Here is a 24,743-nt window from a genome sequence, read left to right on the forward strand (position 1 = left end):
TAATTTTGTCTGATAAAACGATTGTATTACTCATTATTATGATCTATATATGATTTACAAATTTACTGGATATGATTTAAATATTTAACTCATTAATAACATTTATCTTTTAAATTTTTCAAAAATATAGCTTTTTTTTAATAAATATAGCATCCTGCATTATTCTTAAACAATTCTCTATTTTTGTTTAAAATCTTTACGCATTGAACAATCAAAGGAATCTGATCTTATTATCGCTTGTCACAGGCATTGTATTAATGTTAGCTAAATTTTTAGCTTACTTTATCACAAACTCTAATGCTATTTTTACGGATGCTTTGGAAAGTATAGTGAATGTGGCAGCCAGTAGTTTTGCCTTCTACAGTATATATCTTTCCTCAGTTCCTCGCGACGAAAACCATCCATACGGACATGGAAAAATTGAATTTTTCTCGGTATTTGTAGAAGGAGGATTAATATTTTTAGCTGGTTCATTTATTATAGTTAAGGCAGTTTATAATATATTTTATCCCTCTGATCTTGAAAACATTTTGGAAGGTATTGGAATAATTGCAATCACAGGCATTGTGAACTATGCTTTAGGTGCTTTTTTGCTTAAAAAGAGTAAGAAACTAGATTCACTGACTTTAATGGCTGATGGAAAGCATTTGATTACTGATGCTTATAGTACTTTAGGACTATTGCTTGGTTTACTTTTATTATATTTTACTGGGATCCGGTTTATAGATACTTTGTTGTCTTTGGTTTTAGGAGTGTTCATCATATATAATGGTTATAAGCTTTTACGAAAATCAGTAGGAGGGCTGATGGATGAATCAGATGCAAAGATTGTAGAAGATGTTGTAGAAATACTCCAGCTTAATCGGAAAGATGCCTGGATTGATGTTCATAATTTAAGAGTGCAACGTTATGGAACAGAGCTGCATTTAGATTGTCATGTAACCTTGCCAAATTACTTTGATTTGAACCAAGTACATAGTGAGGTTTCTGAAATTGATAGGTTAATTAATGAGAATGTAACTTTAAAAACCGAATTTTTTATTCACGCAGATCCTTGTTTACCAAAATGTTGTCATTACTGTAGTGTACAAAACTGTCCTATTCGTTCGGAACCGAAAACGATTGATATAGATTGGAGTAAAGAGTTACTTGTTAAGAATCGTAAACATTTTGAGTATACGAAGCCTAATTAAAGCACATGCAGTTGAAATTTTTTAATATTCGGTCTTATGGCATTATGATTAATCATCGTAATGAGATTTTAATTAGTGATGAAATTTATCATGGACAGCTATTCTCTAAATTCCCAGGAGGAGGAATGGAACTTGGAGAAAGTCTCTCAGATAGTTTAAGGAGAGAATTTATGGAAGAGTGTCAGTTAAATTTGACGAGTTTGAATCTGCTTCATATAACGGATACTGTGGTGGCTTCAATATTTGATAATAGTCAGGTTATCGGAGTGTATTATCAGGTTTTTACAGATGAACTATTATCAATACCAACAAAAACTATAGCATTTGATTTCGAAGAAGATAGTCAGCAGTCTTTCCGTTGGGTTTCTTTACAGAATTTTAAAGCTGAAGATTTAACTTTTGAGATGGATCAGCATGCATGGAATGCCATCAAGGGAAAAATTATCACATAATAAATTATCTTGATATAAAACTAAATCTTTTATTAATATAGCTAAGTATCAGCTATTTGAACTTGTAAAACTTTTTATACCCATTAATTGAACTTAGCTTGCTCATAACACAAGGTTATGAGATTTTTAGTTCTATTTCTTATTTTATTCGCGGAAAAACTTAATGCTCAGATAAATTCTGGTGCCAGATCTATGGCTATGGCAAATGCTGCAACAGCCTTGAATGATGTTTATAGTTTAGGTAGTAATCAGGCTGGTATTGCCTCTTTGAAAAGGTCAGAATTAGCATTCGCATTTCAAGAACATAACTATTCAACTAACGTACGTAGTATTGCTGCTTTTCTAGTATTTCCAAGTAATATTGGTGTATTCGGACTGTATGCAAATAATTATAGCTTAAGTCAGAACTTCAATGAACTTAGAACAGGTTTAACCTTATCCCGTTTGTTGACATCAAAGCTTGCAATTTCCGGAACTCTGAATTATAATCAACTTTCAATTTCTGATTATGGTATAAATAGAACTTTATCATTTGATTTAGGTTTTCAATACCGATTATCTGAAGATTGGGTATTAGGAGTTCATCTTAACAATCCTGCGGCTTATGTGACCGTAAAGAAATCGTCTTATAACGTTCCAGCTCAAATAAGATTGGGTACAAGTTATGTGTTAAGCGATCAAATTTTATTGGCAATAGATTCTGAATATGATTTGGATGACTACTTTGATTTTCGATTTGGATTGGAGTACTCTATTATCAATAGAGTGAATCTGAGAGGAGGGACATCTCTTTTGCCTTTTAAGCAATATATGGGTGCTGGTATAGACTTTAATAAGATTAGTGTAGATGCGGCTTCATCATTTCATCCTCAATTAGGAATATCCTCACAACTCTCCTTAAATTATGCATTTTAGATATATAATATATGCGTTTGTATTAGGACAAATATCTGTGAAAGGTTCTTTTGCACAGCAGTTCTTTGATACTGAAACAATTGTTGAGAGTATTATTGGAGAGATGATTGAAGAGGCAGAGGATGAGTTTGATTATTCAGATATTTCAGAGCGGTTAGAATTTTATATAAGAAATCCAATTGATTTGAATAAGACGGACGAAAAGGAGTTAACTGAACTTTATTTTCTTTCATCTACTCAAATTAGTGAACTTTTGCTTCATAGAGAACTTAGCGGCAGCTTTATTTCGCTTTATGAATTACAGGCTATTGAAGGTTTTAGTGATCAAATTATTCAACGTTTATTACCTTTTGTAAGTATTCGGCAGAGTGTTGATCAATCTGCATTAAATTTTAAAGATGGTAAACACGATCTTATTCTCCGTTATGGCAGAGTCTTGGAAAAACAAAAAGGTTATTTAACTCCTGAAAGACCTGGTCAGTCACATTATCTTGGTACACCTGATCGTTTATTCGTTCGTTATCGATATCAGCTGGGAAACAAATTGCAGTTCGCTTTAAATATGAAGAAGGATGCTGGTGAAGATTTCTTTAAAGGAGATCAGCGATCTGGATTTGATTTCTACTCTGCCAGTTTTTTTATTAAAGATATTGGTAAAATCCAGAATTTAGCTTTAGGAGATTACTCCTTACAATTAGGGCAAGGTCTAAGCTTATGGAATGGGTTTAGTTTTGGGAAAGGGTCGCTTGTTCAGCATGTTGCTCGACAAAATATTGGTTTACGACCTTATACATCTGCTAATGAATCTCAATACTTGAGAGGAGTAGCAGCTACTATCAAATTCGGACAAATAGAAATATTGCCTTTTGTGTCTTATAAGAAATTTGATGGTACATTATCTAGCGATTCATTAAGCTTCAGCTCGATAGGAATTTCAGGTTATCATCGTACACCTGCTGAAAATAAAAACCGGAATTCTGCTTCTCAATTGCTTTATGGATTAAATGTTTTTTATAATTCACGTAATTTGAAGGTAGGTACCATGGCTTTTCAGACTGCATTTGATAAACCTATGTTGCCCAATCAACAGTTATATAATGCTTATGCATTTAGAGGAGAGCGATTAACAAATAGTAGTGTTTATTACCATTATACTTTTAGAAACATATATGCTTTTGGAGAAAGTGCTTATAGTTTTAATAGTGGTATAGGGTCAGTAAATGGTTTAATTGCAAGTCTATCTCATCAACTATCGCTGGTACTGTTACATCGTTACTATCAGAAAGATTTTCATTCATTCTTTAGTCAGGGTTTCTCAGAGAACACGAAGACGATAAATGAAAATGGTTTATATACTGGTCTAATTTTGAATTTGAGTCCTAGAGTTGAATGGGTTGGATATGCCGATTATTTTAGGTTTCCTTGGATGAAATATCAAGTTGATGGACCTTCAAGCGGTTATGACTTGTTTTCACAATTCGTTTATTCACCACGAAAAACATTAAATATTACACTTCGTTATCGATATCGGAATAAGGAGGAAAATGACGCTTTAAAAGGTCCAATTAATAAATTAGAGAACGTTGTTCGACAGCAAGCCAGAGTAGAAGTTAAATATGATATTAACGATGTTATCCAGTTTAGGAACCGGTTAGAGTTAATAGATTATTCTAAAGGAGAGAATCTGAAAGAGAAAGGATATATGGCTTACCATGATATTGTTTTCAAGCCTTTAGAAAAAGCCATAAGCGGAAATGTTCGTATAGCAGCATTTAAAACGGATGGTTATAATTCTAGAATATATGCTTTTGAAAATGATGTCTTATATGGATACTCATCTCCGTCCTATCATAATACGGGGATTCGTTTATATACAAACATACGATATCGTTTACAAAGGAATTTAGATTTTTGGTTGCGCTATGCTTCGTTTTTATATGCAGATAGAGGAATTAGCTCTGGTTTGGACTATATCGAAGGTAATATAAAGTCGGATATTCGCTTACAATTGAGAATGCAATTCTAGAGCAAATGGGTAGCCCAGTCATTCAATTTGGAACAGCTCCATTTGTCCGATTGCTGTTAGTTTATCTCCTTGGTATTGGAATAGGATATCGTTTTGATCCTAATGCCTATGTTTATCTTTGGTTAAATGCAATATCTATTGTATGTATTAGTTCTTTCTTTCTTATTGCTTTAATAAAGCGATTTGAGAATTTCAGACTATACAAATATCTTAGTGTTCTTTTTTATCTGTTTCTGGTTTTTCTTGGATGGAGCTCAGTATGGAAATTACAGCCTAGTATCCTCGCAACTCATTTTTCAAATCAGCAACCGCAAGCTTTAGTTGGCTACATAGATGATGAACCTAAAATAACAAAAACAACAGTCCGTTTTCCATTAAAGATTACTCAAATAATTAAAGATGGCACAAGTTCCGAAAGTGCAGGGAACTTGCTAATAAACATTAGGCTTGATACGCTTTCAGCTAAAATAGTTTCTGAATTTAAATATGGAGACGAGTTTTTGATCCCGTCTAATTATTCATTGATTAATCCTCCCTATAATCCAAACGAGTTTGACTATCAATCCTATTTGGCTAAGCATCTAATCTGGCACCAGGCAAATTTATTTGCCGATGATCTTATCCAGACGGGATCTGGAAGAGGGAGTTTTCTTATAAGCCATGCTTTGCTATTTCGTCAATTAATGATAGAAAAGCTTAGACAATCTTTTACCAATTCAGATGCTTTAGCTATTGTATCTGCATTAGTTTTAGGTTATAGAAATGAGCTTGATCAGGAAATTATCAATACCTTTTCTGCGACTGGTACTATTCATGTTTTATCAGTTTCCGGACTTCATGTAGGGATCATATTTTATGTTTTTTCAACATTGTTATTTTGGATGAAGAAAGGTTCCTGGAAAATAGTAAGAACGCTTATCTTGATTCTTCTAATATGGATCTACGCTTTTGTTACTGGTTTGCCGCCTTCTGTTTTACGTGCATCTATTATGATAAGTTTTGGAATAATTGCATTAACGGTTGCCAGAAGAAATAATATCTATAATACCATTTCTTCATCTGCTTTTTTCTTACTGCTTTATAACCCTAATTTTATTGCCGATATCGGTTTTCAATTATCTTATTTAGCCGTTTTAGGTATTGTCTATCTCTACCCCAAGTTAAATGCATTGGTGATTACTAAGAATAAAATACTTTCAGTGTTATGGTCTTACGCTGCCATCTCAATTTCAGCTCAGCTAGCAACTTTCCCCTTAGTTTTATTTTACTTTCATATTTTTCCCGTTTATTTTTTGCCGGCTAATATTCTAATAATACTACCAGCCACTTGGGTACTTTATTTAGGCATACTCGTATTGTTGTTACCTTTTGGCATAGTTCATTCCTGGTTTTCCTGGATACTTGAAAACTTAATTATGTTAATGAATAAAATACTTCTTGTATTTGAGAAGTTACCATACGCCATTTTAAAAGGAATATGGATAGCGCCATGGCAATATTTAGTAATATATGTTCTGTTATTTTGCTGCATCTCATTTCTATTCTACAAAAAGAGAAATACTATGTACTTCTTTGTTGGTTGTTTGCTTCTCTTAGTATGCAGTAGGGTCATTAAAATAATGGAAAATCAATCTTTGAGTGAAATCAGGATCTATAATGTATATAGAAATCTAGCTATTGGATTTTTCGATCACAGTGGAGTTGTTCTCTTTACAGATTCTCTAACCGAAAATAATAGTCGTTTTCAATATTCAGTAATGCCCAATATAGATAGTTTTTCACATTCATCGATGAAGATCGTAAATCAAGGAGATACGTTCATAGAGAATAATTTGTTAATAGCCGATAATATAATTCAATTTAACAATAAGAGTCTGTTGATTTACTCCGAAGACCAATTGTTGGTAGATTCTATTTTTATTGATTTACTCTATATAAGAAATAATCCCAAAATAAAGCTTCAGCAAGTGATAAAGAGTATCCAATTTAGGAAGATCATTTTGGATGCCAGTAATAATGATTGGTATATAAAAGAAATAGAAAAGGAAGCGGCAATCATAGGTATTCCGGTATATATTCTAAAAAATAATTTTGCTTATGTTTGGTAAGTCAATTGAGGCATAAGTATCCATGACTATTCATCAGATTTTACAGAAGTATTGGCACTTTTCTGCATTTAGGCCATTACAAGAAGATATCATCAATTTTGTCCTAGCTGGCAATGATGCTCTTGCATTATTGCCTACAGGAGGTGGTAAATCTATATGTTTCCAAGTTCCTGCCATGGCTAAACCCGGAATTTGTATTGTAGTAACTCCACTTATTGCTTTGATGAATGATCAGGTCGATGATTTAAAGAAGAGAGGGATTAAAGCAATTTCTATATTCTCTGGAATGAGCAAACGAGAAGTAGATATTGCTTTAGATAATTGTATTTACGGCGATGTGAAATTCCTTTATTTGTCGCCAGAGCGTTTGCGAAGTGAGCTGGTACAAGAGCGCATTCGATACATGAATGTGAACCTGTATGCTGTTGATGAAGCTCATTGTATTTCTCATTGGGGATATGATTTCAGACCTGCGTATTTACATGTTAGGGTTCTTAGGTCAATTCATCCTAAGGTTCCAATAATTGCATTAACAGCAACAGCGGTAGGCCGTGTTATAGTAGGTATTCAGGAAAAATTAGAGTTTAGGGTAAAAGGAAGCCAGGTTTTTAAAAAGAGTTTCTTTAGAGAAAACTTGAGCTATATGGTGCTGTTTGAGGAGAATAAAATGGGGAGGCTGCTAAAAATAATTCAGAGAGTTAAGGGTTCAGGCATTGTATATGTGCGAAATCGTAGAGAATCTCAAGAAGTATCCCGCTATCTGCTATTAAATCAAATAAGTGCTGATTATTATCATGCTGGTTTAAAAACTCCGGATAGAATAGAAAAACAGCGTAAGTGGATGAAAGGAGAAACATCTGTTATGGTTTCGACAAATGCCTTTGGTATGGGAATCGATAAACCAGATGTTCGCTTTGTTATTCATTTAGATTTACCAGATTCTCTGGAAGCTTATTTTCAAGAAGCCGGAAGAGCCGGACGAGATGGCAAAAAGTCTTTCGCTGTTTTGCTCTATCATGAAGCTGATAGGATTAAATTGGAGAAAACTTATAGTATGAGTTTCCCTACCTTAGAGGAAATTGCGCAAATCTATTTTCATTTAGGGAATTACTATCAGCTTGCTTATGGTGCAGGAGAAGGCTTGATAGTTGATTTTGATATAGGTGATTTTTGTAATCGATTCCAATTAAACGCACTTAAAGTGATAGCAGCATTAAAGTTTTTAGAGAATGATGAATGGATAACATTATCGGAGAGTGTGTTTCTTCCTTCCAGAATTCGGTTTGAAATAAATGCAAGTGAATTATATCGCTTTCAAGTTGAGCAAGCAAATATGGATGTTTTAATAAAAACAATCCTCAGAACTTATGGTGCAGCTTTTGATTATTATGTGAATATAGAAGAGACTGATTTAGCTCGGAAACTAAACGTTTCTATGTATCATATAATTACTCTCTTGCAAAAAATGGAAGAGTTGAATGTTATTTCATATTTGCAAAGGACAGATAGTCCTCAAATTCAATTTTTAAGGCCAAGGAGTGATAGTAATCACTTACAGATCGATCACAAATATATTGCTGAACGTAAAGGAATAATGAGACAGCAGTTGGACGGTATCTTTGAATATTTAGTGGATGATCAATGTCGTAGTCGAAAATTATTAGCGTATTTTGGTGAGCTGGATTCAAATGATTGTTTGATCTGCGATTATTGTATAAATGCAAGAAAGCAAGAAAACCTGAGAGATGCTCATATAATAATGAATACAGAAATAAAGAATCTGCTTTTAAATGGTCCTTTGACCATAGATGAATTAGTAAATGGGTTAAGCATAGGAGAGGAGAAAGATAGATTAGATTATATTCGCAAATTAATAGATTCAGGAGAGATAAAAATGAACAATGGGAAATATTATTAAAAACGACAAGCCAACAATCAGGGCTTGGGCAATGTTTGATTGGGCCAATTCAGCATATAATCTTGTTATAACCTCTACTATTTTCCCTGCTTATTATACCATTATTACTTTAACCGAAGAATATGGAGATCAAGTTAACTTCTTTGGCTTTTCTTTTATTAATACGGCATTAGCTAACTATTCTTTAGCTTTTTCCTATTTAGTTATGGTAATTCTTTTACCTATATTTTCTGCAATTGCAGATTATAAGGGAAATAGAAAAAGCATGATGAAAGTATTCACCTATATTGGTGGTATTGCTTGTATGGGCTTGTATTTCTTTAAACTAGAAACGCTTGAATGGGGTATTATTTGCTCAAGTTTAGCCGCAATGGGTTATATTGGAGGGGTATTATTTAATAATTCCTATCTTCCTGAAATTGCGACAGTTGACCAGCAAGATGCAGTTAGTGCCAAGGGTTTTGCTTACGGGTATATTGGAAGTGTCGTTTTACAATTGATTTGCTTTTTGTTTGTACTTAAACCAGAATGGTTTGGCATCGAGGATCCATCTTTTCCTGCAAGGTTATCATTTCTATTGGTTGGAATATGGTGGATTCTTTTCTCGCAGATATCTTTTAGAAAACTGCCGAATAAACCTAGAAATCAAAACAAACTGAACCACCACATTATTAAAAAAGGCTTCAATGAGCTTAAGAAAGTATGGTTTCAAATAAAGATACTCCCTTCTTTAAAAGGTTTCTTATTTGCTTTCTTTTTTTATGCAATGGGTGTGCAAACTATCATGCTTGTTGCAGCTGCTTTTGGCGAAAAGGTTTTACACCTGGGTGCTTCAAAATTGATTATAACTATCCTATTAATACAAATAGTTGCCATTGCAGGTGCCTATCTAATGTCTTGGTTAGCAAGCAAGATAGGTAATGTTAGAGTATTAATGATTGTAGTTACTCTCTGGATTGTAATTTGTATCTCTGCCTTTTTTATTAGTAATGAAATGCAATTTTATATATTGGCTATGTTGGTTGGCCTGGTAATGGGAGGAACACAATCTATCTCTAGATCAACATTTTCTAAATTGATACCCATAAATACAGAAGATAATGCATCGTTCTTTAGCTTTTATGATGTTACAGAAAAGATTGCGATTGTGATCGGTTTATTTTCCTTTGGGTTTATAGAAGAGCTCACTCATAATATTCGTTTATCTGCTCTGTTTCTTGTTTTATTCTTTTTAATTGGGTTAATATTATTATTCCGTATGCCCAAAGCTATTGTTCTTCAACAGAATGATATTCCTGGTTAATACAAAAACTATTTTCTGTAATGTATATTAATTATTATTTTAACTTTGTTTATCTATGATTAAGAGCAATACAGTAGAGCTTTTTATACCTTGTTTTATCGATCAGCTATATCCGCAAACTGCGTTTAATACCATTCGGATCCTTGAAAAAGCAGGTTGTAAGGTTATTTATAATCCGGAGCAAACTTGTTGTGGACAACCTGCTTATAATGCAGGTTTCTTTGATGAAGCGAAAACTGTAGGATCAAAATTTCTAAGTGATTTTTCAGGAGATCACCCAATTGTATCACCTTCAGCATCTTGTACCGGGATGATTAAGCATGGCTATAATGAATTGTTTACAAATACGATGGTTCATAACCATTGTAGGTCTATTCAGGGTAATATTTTTGAGTTGACCGATTTTCTGGTAAACGTTTTAAAAAAAGATTACTTTGGAGCAGAGTTAGAAGGTAAAGCTGTTTATCATGATTCATGTTCAGGTTTGCGTGATTGTCATATTAAAGATGAACCTCGGCAACTTTTAGCAAATGTAGACGGATTGGAGCTGGTTGAAATGAAAGACACAGATGTTTGTTGTGGTTTTGGAGGGACTTTTGCTGTTAAATTCAGTGGTATATCTTCTGCTATGGCAGAACAAAAAGTTAATAATGCTCTTGAAATGAATGCAGATTATATAATATCAACCGATTCATCCTGTTTATTGCATCTGCAAGGATACATAGATCAACATAAATTACCATTAAAAACGATGCATATTGTAGATGTCCTTACCCATGGTTGGGCAAATATTTGAAACGTTCAGTCGGTCGTCTCTGCTTATATCAATGCTTTTTCCTTATATTTGTATTATTAAAAACTAAACAAATCATATTTATTAATGATTGAAATAACTCTTCCTGATGGTTCTATAAAAGAATTTCCTAAGGGAACCAATGCATATCAGATTGCTTTATCAATTTCAGAGGGCTTAGCCCGAAACGTTTTAGCCGCCGAGGTTAATGGTCAGGTGTGGGATGCTAGTCGCCCAATAGAAAACAATGCTCATGTAAAGCTTTTAACATGGAATGACACGCATGGGAAATCTGCTTTTTGGCATTCTTCTGCACATTTAATGGCCGAAGCATTGGAGGCTCTTTATCCAGGAGTAAAGTTAGGAATCGGTCCGGCAATAGAAACAGGTTTTTATTATGATGTCGATTTCGGTGATTATGAGTTCTCTTCAGATGAGCTACCGAGTATTGAAAATAAAATGCTCGAACTTGCCAGAACTAAATCAGAATACATCAGAGAGTCAGTAAGTAAGGCAGATGCTGAAGCTTATTTTACTAATAAAGGAGATGAGTACAAGCTTGACCTAATCAAAGATCTTGAAGATGGAACAATAACTTTCTATAAACAAGGTAATTTTACCGATTTATGCCGTGGCCCACATATACCCAATACTGGTTTTATTAAAGCCATTAAATTAACAAATGTAGCTGGTGCATATTGGAGAGGTGATGAAAGCAGAAAACAACTTACCCGCATCTATGGGGTTAGTTTTCCAAAGCAAGGAGAGCTTGTAGAATACCTTAAGATGATTGAGGAAGCAAAGAAAAGAGATCATCGTAAGTTAGGAAAGGAATTAGAGCTATTTGCGTTTTCTGAAAAGGTAGGAATGGGTTTGCCTTTGTGGTTACCAAAAGGTGCGATCTTGCGTCAAAAACTGATCGACTTTTTACAGCGTGCACAAATAAAAGCCGGATATGAGCCTGTAGTTACACCTCATATAGGACATAAAAATTTATATGTAACTTCTGGTCATTACGAAAAATACGGAGCTGATTCATTTCAACCTATAAAAACTCCACAAGAAGGAGAGGAGTTCTTATTAAAACCGATGAACTGTCCGCATCATTGTGAGATATACAAGGTTAAACCTCGATCTTATAAAGATTTACCGGTTCGATTTGCAGAATTCGGAACTGTATATCGTTATGAACAAAGTGGAGAACTCCATGGATTGACACGTGTTAGAGGATTTACGCAAGATGATGCTCATTTGTTTTGCCGTCCTGATCAGGTTAAAGAAGAGTTTAAGAAAGTTATAGACTTAGTTCTATACGTCTTCGGAGCTTTAGGTTTTGATGATTACACTGCACAGATATCTTTACGTGATCCGGAAAATAAAAGTAAGTATATTGGTTCTGATGAAAATTGGAGTCTTGCAGAAACAGCAATCATTGAATCTGCAGCCGAAAAAGGATTGAAAACTGTAGTAGAATTAGGTGAGGCCGCTTTTTATGGCCCTAAGCTTGACTTTATGGTGAAAGATGCCCTAGGTAGAAAATGGCAGCTTGGAACTATTCAGGTTGATTATAATTTGCCTGAGCGATTTGAATTGGAATATACTGGAAGTGATAATATGAAACATCGCCCGGTAATGATTCATCGTGCACCGTTTGGTTCACTAGAACGTTTTATCGCAGTTTTGATTGAGCACTGTGCTGGTAAATTTCCATTATGGCTTGCGCCTGAGCAATTTATCATTCTTCCAGTATCAGAAAAATACGAAGAATATGCGAAAAAACTTTTGGAATCACTGAATAATAGCGATATTCGCGGATTAATTGATTTGCGTGATGAGAAAGTGGGGCGGAAAATTCGCGATGCTGAGCTCAAAAAAATCCCTTATATGATTATAATAGGGGAAAAAGAAGTAGAAACTGACACTTTATCAGTGCGTAAGCATGGCGATGGTGATTTAGGTACTATGAGTAAGCATGCTTTTAGCGAACAATTAACAAAAGAAATAACTGTTTAAAAATAAATAATTTGGCATTAAAAAGACCAGGATCCAGGGGCCCAAGGCCACCTTTTAAAAAGAAAGAACCCGATCATAGGATTAATAACCTTATACGAGCTACTGAAGTTCGCTTAGTCGGTGACAACATAGAACAAGGAATATACCCAACGCGGGAAGCTATAGCAATGGCTGATGAGCTTGACCTTGATCTGGTTGAAATTTCACCCAATGCTGTTCCTCCAGTATGTAAGATAGTTGACTACAGCAAGTTTGTTTACGAGCAAAAGAAAAAGCTTAAGGAAATTAAATCGAATGCAAAGCAAACGGTTATAAAAGAGATTCGTTTTGGTCCTAATACAAATGACCATGATTTTGATTTTAAACTTAAGCATGCTCAGAAGTTTTTAGAGTCGGGCGAAAAAGTTCGTGCTTATGTTCACTTTAAAGGCCGTGCTATTGTATATAAGGAACAAGGAGAGATTCTGTTATTAAGGTTTGCACAAGCCTTAGAAGACTATGGAAAGGTAGAATTACTTCCTAAATTGGAAGGTAAACGAATGTTCATTACGCTTTCTCCAAAAAATTCTCCAAAGAAATAATATTACCTTCTGGTAATTAATAAAGAAAATAGATAGATAAAAATAAATAGAATTATGCCAAAAATGAAAACCACTTCCAGTGCTAAAAAGCGCTTTAAGCTTACTGGAACAGGTAAAATAAAAAGAAAAAATGCCTACAAAAGCCACATCTTAACTAAGATGTCAACAAAACGTAAACGTGCTCTTGGTCAAACCAGCTTAGTTTCAGATGGTGACATGGGTAACGTTAAACGTATGCTTACAATAGGAAAATAATTAACAAAAATTAGAAACCAGGTAGAGGGTAGTAAGCCCGTTGTGAAACACGGCACCTAGTACCAAAATAATTAACATTATGCCACGTTCGGTAAACGCAGTTGCTTCGAGAAGAAGAAGAAAAAAGATTCTTAAATTAGCCAAAGGCTATTATGGATCACGCGGTAAGGTTTATACCATCGCAAAGAATACATTAGAAAAAGGTTTACAGTATGCTTATCGCGACCGTAAAACCAAAAAAAGAGAGTTTAGGGCACTATGGATTCAACGTATTAACGCAGGTGCACGTCAACACGGAATTTCATATTCTCAATTGATGGGTAAATTGTCTAAAAGCAATATCGGCTTAAACCGTAAGGTTCTTGCAGATTTAGCGATGAACCAACCAGAAGCTTTTAAAGCTGTTATAGACGCTGTAAAATAAATTGAATTTAATCTATCTATTATAAAAAGGGGGAAACGATTGTTTCCCCCTTTTTATTTGTTGTATAGTGTTTTAAATAAACCCTATTCAGCACCAATGATTTTAATTCGCATACCTTGTAACGCAGGAGTAATACGGATCTGGCATGATAACCTGCTATCTGATTGTGCATTATGCAGCGTATCTAACATATCTGCCTCATCGTCTCCAGGCTCAGGTAATTCAAAATCATCCAATACTTGAATGTGGCAGGTAGCACATAATGCCATACCTCCACATGTTGCCAAGATATCATATTCAGAGGCTTTTAAAACCTCCATTAGGCTTAAGCTTATATCGGTAGGGATTTCTAAATCACGTACAGTTCCTTCTTGATCTTCTACCGTAATGTTTATTAAATCGTTTTCCATTTATTAAAATTCGTTGATACCGTTTACTGTGGTGTATTTAAAACTTAATTTTTGATCAGGGAATACATATTTAAAAGCACTTTGAGCCATCAATGCAGCCTCATGGTAGCCACAAAGAATTAACTTAAGCTTGCCTGGGTAAGTATTGATATCGCCAATAGCAAAAATACCTTCTACATTCGTGCTGAAATCAAAAGTATCGACTTCAATAGCAGATTTATCGATGCTTAATCCCCAGTCAGCAATAGGGCCTAATTTGGGGCTTAAACCGAATAACGGAATCAATGAGTCTGCCTCGATAAATGTTTCAATTTTACTTTTATCAAGAACACCTACTTTATTGATATTCCCATTTCCGTGTACAGAATTCAGATTACACTGTAAAAGTAAACGAATCTTTCCTTGGCTTGCAAGGTTAAATACCTTTTCAGCTGAATCCGGAGCTCCTCTAAAGCTATCGCTACGGTGAATCAGAGTAACTTCTTTGGCTATATCAGCCAGGAATATAGTCCAGTCAAGGGCAGAGTCACCACCACCAGCTAATACTACTCTCTGATCACGATAGGCTTCCGGATTTTTGATCATATAGCTTACTCCCTTTCCTTCGAAATCTTCTAAACCAATAACAGCAGGTTTTCTTGGTTCAAAAGAACCTAAACCGCCTGCAATTACTACTACCTTACAAGCAATTACGGTACCTTCATTACTTGTAAGTATAAATGAGCCATCTTCCAGTTTTTCTAGTTTCTCAACACGCTCACCCAATGTAAATGTAGGATGGAAAGGAGCAATTTGCTCCATCTGGTTATCAATTAACTCTTGCGCTTTAATTGTTGGATAGCCAGGGATATCATAAATTGGTTTATGAGGATAAATCTCAGAAAGTTGTCCACCTATCTGAGGAAGCGCATCAATTAAATGACAGCGCATCTTTAATAAACCAGTTTCAAAAACAGCAAACAAACCAACGGGGCCAGCACCAATGATGCAGATATCAGTATTAATCATTATTGTTTAATTCTAAATTTTTATAAATAGTATTTAATATGCGCTGTAGATCTTCAAAATCATTTTCATCAAGATTCTCCCAAGCCTTCATTCTTATTTCACGAACATTCGGCTCTAATTCAGAGACTTTATTCCGGCCTTCTTCGCTTAATTGCACAATAAAAGAACGTCTGTCGTTTTTATGGATGGTACGTTCCACAAAGCCTTTCTTCACTAACAGATCAAGAATACGTGTTAATGTAGGCTGATCTTTCCCACAAAGTTTAGCTAATTCTTTTTGAGATATATTAGCTGTATTATTTAAGTTTTTTAAAACCGCCCATTGATCAACTGTAACTCCGTAGTTGCCCAAATTAAATTGAACTTGTGCGTATTGTTTAACGCGTCTTGCGGTACAGTCTAACAATAATGAATAACGATTAAAAGATTCTTTATGCATAGCAATAATTAGTGTGACAAATATATAAGTTTTTCTTTAATTATTGTTTAGAAGAATCTAATAAAAAACGCAAAAACAAAAAGGATAGTCAATTGACTATCCTTTAAAATTATCAAATATTATATAACTAAGCTTTTACAACTTTTGCTTTTTCTGCTACTACCTTAACTTCGTCTTCTTCATCCTTAGTTAAATCTCCAACAATAGGAGCTGCAGTAAAGATTGAAGAATAAGTTCCTATAAACAATCCTATAAGGATCGCAAATGAGAAGGATCTGATTACTTCACCACCGAATATAAATAAAACACCGATAACGAATATTACTGTTAATGATGTTATAATAGTTCTACTCAGAGTACTATTGATGGCCTCATTAATAATTTCTCCATGATCTTTTTTGCGGTTAGAAGGAATGTTTAAGTATTCACGCATACGGTCAAATACAACCACCGTATCATTTATTGAATAGCCCAGTACGGTTAATATTGCTGCAATAAAGTTTTGATCCATATCCAGCGAGAAAGGTAATATTCCATCAAATATGGAGAAAATACCCAATAGTATAATTGCATCATGCAATAACGAAGCAGCAGAAGCTAAACTGTACTGCCATTTACGGAAACGAATCAATACATAGATTCCAATACCTATGATCGCAAATATCATAGAATAAACAGCTGAAGTCTTGATATCATTAGCAATTGTAGGCCCCACTTTTTGTGAACTAACAATCTCATGAGGATTATTTTGAACCTGGCTAAGACCTTCGTTTAATTTAGCTAATACTTCATCATCAGCAGTATCGTTTGTTTCGTCTACTAAATAAGAGGTTGTTATTCTTAATTTGTCGTTTCCACCGTAGGTTTTAACTTCTGTTTCTTGTCCGAATGAAGTATTTAGATAATCACGAACTTCTTCTAAATTTACCGAATTTTCAAAGTCAGCTACATAAGTTCTACCTCCTTTAAAGTCAACACCTAAGTTAAATCCTTTGGTGAAAATGAAGATAAGACTGATAACAATAGCAATAGTGGAAATTGTATAAGATATCTTTCTATTCTTGTAGAACTTGTAATTCGCACCTAAGAAAGTATGACTGCTCCAAGGATAGGATACACTGATCTTCCAATCTTTTTCTAACATCCATTCGAATATTATTCTTGATATAAAGATTGAGGTAAACAGTGAAGAAATAATACCAATCATTAAGGTTGTTGCGAAACCTGCAATCGGTCCAGAACCAAAGATGAATAGAATAAGACCTACCAGGAATGTTGTTATCTGTGAATCCAGAATAGATGGCATGGCATGTTTGTAACCATCTGCCAGTGCTTGCCTAATCGATTTACCTAATCGCAGTTCCTCTCTAATCCTTTCATAGATCAGTACGTTTGCATCTACCGCAGTACCCATTGTTAACACAATACCGGCAATACCGGGTAATGTGAGTACGGCCCCCAGAGATGCCAGTATTCCCATAATAAAGAATACGTTAAACAATACAGCAATATTTGCAACAATACCAGCCTTGTTATAATAGCATATCATAAATACTAATACTACTATTAAACCAATTACAGATGAATTGATACCAGCATCAATTGCGGCTTGTCCAAGAGTTGGACCAATAATAGCTTCTTCAACAATTTTAGCTGGAGCAGGTAAACGACCAGCCTTTAATACGTTTGCTAAATCTTGTGTGTCTTGAATCTGGAAGTTTCCCGAGATAGATGAGTTACCACTTGGAATTTCATCCTGAACAGTAGGAGCAGAGTAAACCACATTATCTAAAACAATAGCAATTGCTTTCTTATTGTTTGGATCAGCAGAGGCCGCTGCTGTAATTCTTCTCCAGTCACGCGCACCTTCAGTATTCATCATCATGAATACTTGTGGGTTACCTTGTTGGTCAAAGTCTGCACGGGCGTCAGCAATTACGCTACCACCTAAAGCAGCCTGCCCATCAGAAGTAGATGGCTTCAATGCATATAATTCAAGTCTTTTATCTTCCTTACTGATAACTTTTACACTCCATGCTAATTTAACATTAGAAGGAATAATTGATTTTACACTTGGGTTTTGTAAGTAAGAATTTACCAGTGCTGTATCTTTTTGAGCTACATAGCCGATTACTGGTCCGGGTCTAAGAACTGTTTGGCCACCTTCATCTAATCCTACAGAAGGCTGTACAACATTAAAGAAAGGGTTGTTTTGTGCATCCTGTGTTACAGCCGCACTATCATTGCTTAAAGAATCAGTGCTTCCACCAGTAAGAGCTGCTAGCTGACTTTGTTCTGTACTGACTGCAGTAGTATCAGCAACAGCATTAGTGGTTGTTGCTTTTTGATTTTTTAAAGCACTTGCAAGAGTTGCATTAATATTTTCTAAAAGAGAGAAAATCTCTGTATTATCATAAGTTTCCCAGAATTCTAATTTTGCAGAGCCCTGTAATAAATTACGGACACGTTGTTCGTCTGTTACTCCGGGTAATTCAATTAGAATACGATTTGTTCCTTGTTGTTTCTGAATATTTGGGGCAGAAACACCAAATTTATCAATACGAGTACGTAAAATATTAAACGAGCGATCGATAGCACTGTTTGCTTCGGCTCTTAAAAAATCTAAGACCTCTGCATCACTTGACTGCGCATTAATGGTAGCAACATTATCTTTAGTAGCAAAGAAGGAAGCGAAAGAAACATTAGGGCTAAGTTTTTTGAATTCTTCTCCAAATAGAGTAACGAAATCAGTTTGGCTTTCTTTCGTACGGATCTCCGCATTTCTCAAAGCCTCGTCAAAATTTGTATCCTTAGGATTACCAGCTAGGTTACGGATCAATTCCTGTAAAGAAATTTCCATTGTAACGTTCATTCCACCCTTTAAGTCAAGACCAAGGGCAATTTCACGTTCTTTTGCTTCTTGATAAGTGTATTTTGCAAAGCCAAGATTAAACGCGGTTAAGTCAGCAACAGAGTCTAGGTAGGCTCTTTCTTTTTGCATATCACCATTAGCATATGCGGCCGCATCCTTTTCCACACTGCGAGCCACAAATGTGAATGATATAGAATACACACACGCAAGTGTTACTACTCCTATAAAAAATTGAATTATACCTTTCCCTTGCATCGTTTTTTAATTGTAAAAATTGTTGTATATAGTTTGTTAAGTCGGCAAATCTATGAAAAATTTGAATAATGATAAGTTTTATTTTTGGAATGTCATAATTTATGTTTCTTCTTTCTTTCGTAGATCATAAAATTATAATCGAATGGGTTTTTTTCATCGGCTTCATGGTAAGATTCTGAAGTTAATTGCCAGAATTCTTGCAATATAGGTGGAAAAAAGGTGTCAGCCTCAAATTCTCCATAAATTAATGTCAAATAAATACGATCACATTGATCTATACTTAAAGAATATATTTCAGCACCACCTACAATAAAGCTCTCTTCTTCGGGATTGCAGAGGCCTAATGCATCTTGAAGCGAATGAACTACTTCAGCACCTTCCACTTGATAGTCAGGTTTTCGGGTAATGATGATATTTCTACGGTTGGGTAATGGTTTACCGACAGATTCGAATGTTTTTCGGCCCATTATTACAGTATGCCCACTTGTTGTTTCTTTAAAAAACTTTAAGTCGGCTGGCATATGCCACAGTAATTTATTATTATTACCTATCGCATTATTCTGTGCCGCTGCAACTATTATAGAAATCATATTGGTTTTTTTAAACAGCAACAGGTGCTTTAATATGTGGATGGTATTGATAGTTCTCTAATTCGAAATCCTCAAATTTAAATCCGAAAATATCTTTTACCTCTGGATTTATCTTCATGGTTGGAAGAGGGTAGGGCGTTCTCAAAAGTTGAGTCCTTGTTTGTTCCAGATGATTGCTATATAAATGAGCATCACCCAATGTGTGAACAAAATCAGCAGCTTCCATATCGCAAACCTGAGCTATCATCATGGTTAATAAAGCATAGGAGGCAATATTAAAAGGTACACCTAAAAATATATCTGCACTTCGTTGGTAGAGCTGACAAGAGAGTTGTGCTTTTTTCTGTCCTTTAGCTGGATCTGCAGGAGCCACATAAAACTGAAAAAAAGCATGACAAGGAGGAAGTGCCATTTTATCTATCTCAGAGACATTCCATGCCGAAACAATAATCCTTCTTGAATCAGGGTTGGTTTTTAATTGATGGATTACTTGTGCAATCTGATCAATATTATCTCCATGAGGGTTTGGCCAGGAGCGCCATTGAGAGCCATAAACAGGTCCTAAATCGCCATTTGCATCTGCCCATTCATCCCAAATACGAACATCGTTATCCTTTAGGTATTTAATATTGGTATCTCCCTTCAAAAACCAGATAAGTTCATGAATGATGGATCTTAAATGAAGTCTTTTAGTAGTAATTAATGGAAATCCTTCTTTTAAATCAAAACGCATCTGATAACCAAAAATACTTTTTGTTCCCGTTCCCGTACGATCAAGCTTTTCAGTTCCTTCTTCGTACACCTTTCTCATTAGATCAAGATATTGCTGCATTTTGAATTTAAAATTTTATAAAATCTAAGTGTAAATGTAAGAATAATTAAACATTCTATCCAATTGAGCTGTTATTAATTAAAAATAAAGGTTATGGCAAAGTACTCAAAAAAGGCTGGCGAGAAGGTAGAGAAAACCATGCATGAAATGAAAGAGGGGAAATTGAAGTCAGGCAGTGGAGACAAAGTTACCTCAAAAAAGCAAGCTGTCGCAATCGGTCTATCAGAAGCTAGGAAAGAAGGAGCTAAGGTTCCTAAAAAGAAGAAATAGAAAGAATGTTTTATTATAACCTTCTAATTTAAAACCTGAAGATTATATAAAACATTCTTATTGTATATTATAGATGTCTTATTTTTTTAAGACAAAAGGAAGCTTTTAATCTTTCTCAGCGATGAAAACACCTTCTTGATTTAAAATTTCCCTATTCTCAATTAATTTAGAAAGGTTAATTGTACCAATTACATATTTGAAGTTATCTGCTTCATAGCGTTCGCTTATTGATTTAAAGCCAAGCTTTTCAATCAAATTATTATCTTCATAACGTAAATATACATTTAGATCCCAGTTAGAGCTATAGCCTTCTAAGTCTGAATCATCCGTTGTTAAATGCTTTTTATATTCGTAACGGTAATCATAGCGTAAAGCAGCAATATCTGAAAGTACAGCAGAGCCAGTAGGATGACCACCTGCACCTTTACCATAGAAAAATTGTTGATCAGCAAATGCTGCTTGAACCACCACACCATTATATTCATTCTCTACCTGATAGAGGATATTTTCCTTGTCTACCAATTTAGGAAGAACATACAAAATTACTTGTTTATCGTTTATTTTACGGGCAGTAGGAACTAATTTAATCTTTAAGTTTTTCTCCTTCGCAAAACGTACGTCCTTATCATTTAAGGTTTCAATTCCTATGTTTAAAACCTCTTCCGGATCAATAAACAAACCATAAGCATGTGATGCAGCAATTACCAATTTGTATTTAGCATCAAATCCTCCTACATCCAATACCGGATTAGATTCAGCGAAACCTAAGTCTTGAGCTTGTTTTAATGCAACAGCATACTCCAGGTTTTCATTAAATATTTTAGAAAGAATATAGTTAGAAGAGCCATTGAAAATACCACTTATTGAATGGAGTAATTCATTGTCATAATATTCTTCCAGATTACGAATAATAGGTATACTGCCACATACTGCTCCTTCGTATAAAAGAGAAACATTATTTGCCTGTTGCAGCTCAACTAATTCTTTCAAATGAGAGCCAATCATTTTCTTATTGGCAGAAACAACATTTTTCCCATTTTGTAGAGCTTTCGAAACAATTTCAAATGCTACTTCAGCATCATCTATTAATTCGATAACTGTATTTATTTCAGGGTCTTCAAGAATGTCGTTGGGGTTGGTATGAAACAGTTCCTGAGGCAGGGTTCTTTTCTTTTCCGGATGTTTAATAACGAATTTTTTTATTTCGAGATTAAGTTGTTTTGTTTTGATGATATCATAAAGTCCTTGACCGACTACACCGAAACCAAAGATACCTAGTCTTAACCGTTTTTCCATTTATATAAATATAGACGTTGATTGTTGTGTTGAATAATTTTTACTGACAAATTTCTTAATAATTTCAGTGAGCGCTTTAGTTTCAATTAAGAAACCATCGTGGCCATAAAAAGAATCAATTTCTGCATATTGAGCATAGGGGATATGCTCAGCCAGGAATTTCTGTTCTTCAGGTGGAAACAAAATATCACTTCGGATACCAATTACCAGTGTTTTAGCCTTTATGCTTTGTAAGGCTTCAACAATTCCTTTACGCTTTCTTCCCAAATGATGAGAGTCCATGGTTTTGCTTAAAAACCAATAACTATAGGCATTAAATCGTTTAATTAATTTCTCTCCCTGGTAGTTCTGATAAGAAGACGCACGGTAACTGTCTGTTATATCAGCATCCGTTTCAAGTTGTGTAAAACCGTAGGTTTCATAAGCCCGATAAGACAGTAAAGCAATTGAGCGAGCTGTTTTCAAACCTTTTAAGCCGCCTTCTGGCGTGTTTTCGTAAAAAGTCGGATCGCTTGCAATAGCTAAACGCTGACTCTCATTAAAAGCAATTCCCCAAGGAGAATGCTGTGCATTGGTAGCTAAAACAATTAATTTATCAATCTTATTTGGCTCCATTACAGCCCATTCCAATGCTTGTTGCCCACCTAAAGAGCCACCTATAAGAATGGATATTTTAGGAATTTGCAAGTGCTCAGCTAATAGCTGATGAGCACTTGCAAGGTCCCGGGTTGAAAATTGTGGAAATGACAAATAATAAGGTTCCTTTGTTGCTGGGTTAATGCTTAATGGGTTGGTTGTTCCATAAGGCGAGCCCAAAGTATTTGCACAGATAATGAAGTCCTTTTCCGGATTAAAGTAATCGTTTTCTCCAAATAAGCCAGGCCACCATTCCATTACATTAGAATTGGCTGTTAAGGCATGACATACCCAAACTACATTATCCTTTTGAGCATTCAGTTTGCCATAGGTCGTATAAGCTATCTCAAGATTTTCAAGACGCTTCCCATTTTCCAGCTCAAAGGGTTTATTATATTGAAACTTTTTTAAATTCATATTTTTGAAAATGCATATTCAAAATCTGCTTTAATGTCATCGATATGCTCGATTCCAACAGATACGCGAAGCAACGAAGGACTAATACCTGCAGCAAGTTGATCTGCATCACTTAATTGTTGATGAGTAGTTGCAGAAGGCTGAATTATCAGTGTCTTAGTATCACCTACGTTTGCCAAATGGCTGGTCAATTTTAAATTATCAATAAATGCAGTTGCTTTATCTTTTCCACCTTTAACTTCAAAGCTTAAAACAGCACCGAAACCATTCTTTAAGTATTTCTTTGCATTAGCATAGAAAGGACTATCAGGTAAGCCAGGATAATTTACTTTTTCAACCTGAGGGTGGCTTTGTAACCATTTTGCCAAAGCTAATGTATTATCAACATGTCTTTGAACACGTAATGATAGAGTTTCTAAACCTTGAATTAAAAGGAATGAATTGAAAGGTGAAAGAGCCGTTCCTAGGTCACGTAATCCTTCAACACGCGCACGGATGATAAATTGAATATTACCTAAGCTACTGTTTACTCCAAATACATCGCTAAAAACTAGGCCATGGTAACCTTCAGATGGTTCAGAGAATTGTTTGAATTTACCATTTCCCCAGTTATAGTTTCCACCATCTACGATCACGCCGCCAATGCTGTTTCCTTGTCCGCCAATCCATTTAGTTGCAGCGTGTACTACTACATTTGCACCATGATCAAAAGGTCTGAACAGATAACCGGCAGCACCAAAAGTATTATCTACAATTAACGGCAGGTCGTATTTTTTAGCAATCGCTGCAATTTTTTCGAAATCAGGAATACTGAAACTTGGGTTTCCGATAGTTTCTACAAAGATTGCTTTTGTTTTTTCGTTGATCTTAGCTTCAATACTTTCAGGAGAATCGTCTTTAGCAAAACGGGCTTCAATGCCAAATCTTTTAAAAGTTACTCTGAACTGATTGTGAGAACCACCATATAAATTAGGACTACTTACAAAGTTATCTCCATTCTCTAAAATGTTTGTTAATGCAACAAATTGTGCAGCCATACCTGAAGAAACAGCTAAAGCAGCAACACCACCTTCTAAGGCAGCAACGCGTTTTTCAAAAACGTCGGTAGTCGGATTCATGATCCGGGTATATATATTACCGAATTCTTTTAATGCAAAAAGGTTAGCTCCATGTTCTGCACTATTGAAAACGAAAGAAGTTGTTTGGTAAATAGGTACAGCTCTCGATCCGGTAGTAGGGTCTGGAACTTGTCCCGCATGAACTTGTAGAGTCTCAAATTTTAATGATTCTGTAGCCATAATGATTTTATAATTTATAAGTAAGTTAAAATGTAAAATGAATTGCTTGTTGGTTTTGTAAAGTCATCCTGCTAAAAACCTAGCAGAAATTAACTTTTCTATTGAATTTGCTTTGGGATGGCTTAACAGCAACAACAACCATCAAGGCATATACACATCTGAGGCATTCGAGGAATAACGAACGCAAAAGGAGATGTAGATTTAGCTTGTATGCTAAGTTTGGTTTGGTAGATATTGTTTTTTGTTTGCATGTCTTTAAAATTTATATGCTCCCATTAATTTGGGACAGGAATTGGCACCTTTTCTTTTCGGATGGTTGCCAGTGGTTCATCGAGCCAGTCTCTCGCCACTTCTTTATAAATCAAGACTCTTGAAGAGTAATGATCAATACATCTTTTGAATGTACTTCGCAAATATACAATCCATTCTTGGATTTGCA

The 24,743-nt window shown here is 34.9% G+C and carries 22 protein-coding genes and 1 riboswitch; of the genes, 13 read left to right on the forward strand and 9 right to left on the reverse strand.

The annotated features are described in order from the left end of the window. Window positions 1-203: 203 nt before the first annotated feature. From C8N28_RS00510 to rplT, 12 genes are all read left to right on the forward strand, one after another. The gene (locus tag C8N28_RS00510) at window positions 204-1,193 is read left to right on the forward strand and encodes a cation diffusion facilitator family transporter (protein WP_132220473.1); all 990 of its coding nucleotides are present in this window, start codon (window positions 204-206) and stop codon (window positions 1,191-1,193) included. A 5-nt stretch (window positions 1,194-1,198) separates the two neighbouring features. Further along, complete coding sequence (locus C8N28_RS00515) at window positions 1,199-1,645, forward strand: NUDIX domain-containing protein (protein WP_246012676.1); 447 nt, start codon at window positions 1,199-1,201, stop codon at window positions 1,643-1,645. A gap of 117 nt (window positions 1,646-1,762) precedes the next feature. Beyond that, complete coding sequence (locus C8N28_RS00520) at window positions 1,763-2,560, forward strand: PorV/PorQ family protein (RefSeq protein WP_132220475.1); 798 nt, start codon at window positions 1,763-1,765, stop codon at window positions 2,558-2,560. Further along, window positions 2,550-4,586 (forward strand): ComEA family DNA-binding protein, encoded by a 2,037-nt coding sequence (locus C8N28_RS00525; RefSeq protein ID WP_132220477.1) that lies wholly within the window; start codon window positions 2,550-2,552, stop codon window positions 4,584-4,586. The genes C8N28_RS00520 and C8N28_RS00525 overlap by 11 nt, the downstream gene beginning before the upstream one ends. A gap of 5 nt (window positions 4,587-4,591) precedes the next feature. Beyond that, on the forward strand, window positions 4,592-6,694 hold the full coding sequence (locus C8N28_RS00530) for a ComEC/Rec2 family competence protein (protein ID WP_132220479.1): 2,103 nt from the start codon (window positions 4,592-4,594) through the stop codon (window positions 6,692-6,694). 22 nt (window positions 6,695-6,716) lie between these two features. Further along, complete coding sequence (locus C8N28_RS00535) at window positions 6,717-8,612, forward strand: RecQ family ATP-dependent DNA helicase (RefSeq protein WP_132220481.1); 1,896 nt, start codon at window positions 6,717-6,719, stop codon at window positions 8,610-8,612. Next, window positions 8,596-9,915: an MFS transporter gene (locus C8N28_RS00540; protein ID WP_132220483.1), complete on the forward strand. Its 1,320-nt coding sequence runs from the start codon at window positions 8,596-8,598 to the stop codon at window positions 9,913-9,915. Before C8N28_RS00535 ends, C8N28_RS00540 begins: the two co-directional genes overlap by 17 nt. A gap of 55 nt (window positions 9,916-9,970) precedes the next feature. Further along, complete coding sequence (locus C8N28_RS00545) at window positions 9,971-10,711, forward strand: (Fe-S)-binding protein (RefSeq protein WP_132220485.1); 741 nt, start codon at window positions 9,971-9,973, stop codon at window positions 10,709-10,711. Between the two features lie 84 nt (window positions 10,712-10,795). Beyond that, a complete protein-coding gene (gene thrS, locus C8N28_RS00550) occupies window positions 10,796-12,721 on the forward strand; it encodes a threonine--tRNA ligase (RefSeq protein ID WP_132220487.1) in 1,926 nt (641 codons plus the stop codon). An 11-nt stretch (window positions 12,722-12,732) separates the two neighbouring features. Beyond that, window positions 12,733-13,302: a translation initiation factor IF-3 gene (infC, locus tag C8N28_RS00555; protein ID WP_132220489.1), complete on the forward strand. Its 570-nt coding sequence runs from the start codon at window positions 12,733-12,735 to the stop codon at window positions 13,300-13,302. A gap of 54 nt (window positions 13,303-13,356) precedes the next feature. Continuing rightward, window positions 13,357-13,557, forward strand: coding sequence for a 50S ribosomal protein L35 (rpmI, locus tag C8N28_RS00560; protein ID WP_132220491.1), 201 nt, complete (start codon window positions 13,357-13,359; stop codon window positions 13,555-13,557). Between the two features lie 79 nt (window positions 13,558-13,636). Beyond that, complete coding sequence (gene rplT / locus C8N28_RS00565; RefSeq protein WP_132220493.1) at window positions 13,637-13,981, forward strand: 50S ribosomal protein L20; 345 nt, start codon at window positions 13,637-13,639, stop codon at window positions 13,979-13,981. An 83-nt stretch (window positions 13,982-14,064) separates the two neighbouring features. Here the strand turns inward: rplT and C8N28_RS00570 are convergent, their stop codons facing one another. From C8N28_RS00570 to C8N28_RS00595, 6 genes are all read right to left on the reverse strand, one after another. Further along, window positions 14,065-14,391, reverse strand: coding sequence for a 2Fe-2S iron-sulfur cluster-binding protein (locus tag C8N28_RS00570; RefSeq protein WP_132220495.1), 327 nt, complete (start codon window positions 14,389-14,391; stop codon window positions 14,065-14,067). A gap of 3 nt (window positions 14,392-14,394) precedes the next feature. Then, on the reverse strand, window positions 14,395-15,399 hold the full coding sequence (locus tag C8N28_RS00575; protein WP_132220497.1) for an NAD(P)/FAD-dependent oxidoreductase: 1,005 nt from the start codon (window positions 15,397-15,399) through the stop codon (window positions 14,395-14,397). After that, complete coding sequence (locus C8N28_RS00580) at window positions 15,392-15,838, reverse strand: MarR family winged helix-turn-helix transcriptional regulator (protein ID WP_132220499.1); 447 nt, start codon at window positions 15,836-15,838, stop codon at window positions 15,392-15,394. Before C8N28_RS00580 ends, C8N28_RS00575 begins: the two co-directional genes overlap by 8 nt. Window positions 15,839-15,965: 127 nt before the next feature. Further along, window positions 15,966-18,965, reverse strand: coding sequence for a protein translocase subunit SecDF (gene secDF, locus C8N28_RS00585; RefSeq protein WP_132220501.1), 3,000 nt, complete (start codon window positions 18,963-18,965; stop codon window positions 15,966-15,968). Between the two features lie 92 nt (window positions 18,966-19,057). Continuing rightward, window positions 19,058-19,555, reverse strand: coding sequence for a dihydrofolate reductase (locus tag C8N28_RS00590; RefSeq protein ID WP_132220503.1), 498 nt, complete (start codon window positions 19,553-19,555; stop codon window positions 19,058-19,060). A gap of 10 nt (window positions 19,556-19,565) precedes the next feature. Beyond that, window positions 19,566-20,387 carry a thymidylate synthase gene (locus tag C8N28_RS00595; protein WP_132220505.1) on the reverse strand — a complete coding sequence of 274 codons (822 nt, stop codon included), beginning with the start codon at window positions 20,385-20,387 and terminating at the stop codon, window positions 19,566-19,568. 93 nt (window positions 20,388-20,480) lie between these two features. Here C8N28_RS00595 and C8N28_RS13760 point away from each other — a divergent pair, with 93 nt between their 5' ends. Next, a complete protein-coding gene (locus tag C8N28_RS13760; protein ID WP_165870276.1) occupies window positions 20,481-20,657 on the forward strand; it encodes a DUF6496 domain-containing protein in 177 nt (58 codons plus the stop codon). Window positions 20,658-20,762: 105 nt separating this feature from the next. Here the strand turns inward: C8N28_RS13760 and C8N28_RS00600 are convergent, their stop codons facing one another. From C8N28_RS00600 to C8N28_RS00610, 3 genes are read right to left on the reverse strand one after another with little or no spacing between them, the layout of a single operon-like run. Then, the gene (locus C8N28_RS00600) at window positions 20,763-21,953 is read right to left on the reverse strand and encodes a homoserine dehydrogenase (RefSeq protein ID WP_132220507.1); all 1,191 of its coding nucleotides are present in this window, start codon (window positions 21,951-21,953) and stop codon (window positions 20,763-20,765) included. Then, window positions 21,954-23,006, reverse strand: coding sequence for a homoserine O-acetyltransferase family protein (locus C8N28_RS00605; protein ID WP_132220509.1), 1,053 nt, complete (start codon window positions 23,004-23,006; stop codon window positions 21,954-21,956). Then, window positions 23,003-24,304: an O-acetylhomoserine aminocarboxypropyltransferase/cysteine synthase family protein gene (locus C8N28_RS00610; RefSeq protein ID WP_132220511.1), complete on the reverse strand. Its 1,302-nt coding sequence runs from the start codon at window positions 24,302-24,304 to the stop codon at window positions 23,003-23,005. Before C8N28_RS00610 ends, C8N28_RS00605 begins: the two co-directional genes overlap by 4 nt. Before the next feature lie 259 nt (window positions 24,305-24,563). Continuing rightward, window positions 24,564-24,667: riboswitch (SAM riboswitch) on the reverse strand. Window positions 24,668-24,743: the final 76 nt, after the last annotated feature.

Source organism: Albibacterium bauzanense (assembly GCF_004339765.1).
In the GTDB taxonomy this organism is placed as follows: domain Bacteria; phylum Bacteroidota; class Bacteroidia; order Sphingobacteriales; family Sphingobacteriaceae; genus Albibacterium; species Albibacterium bauzanense.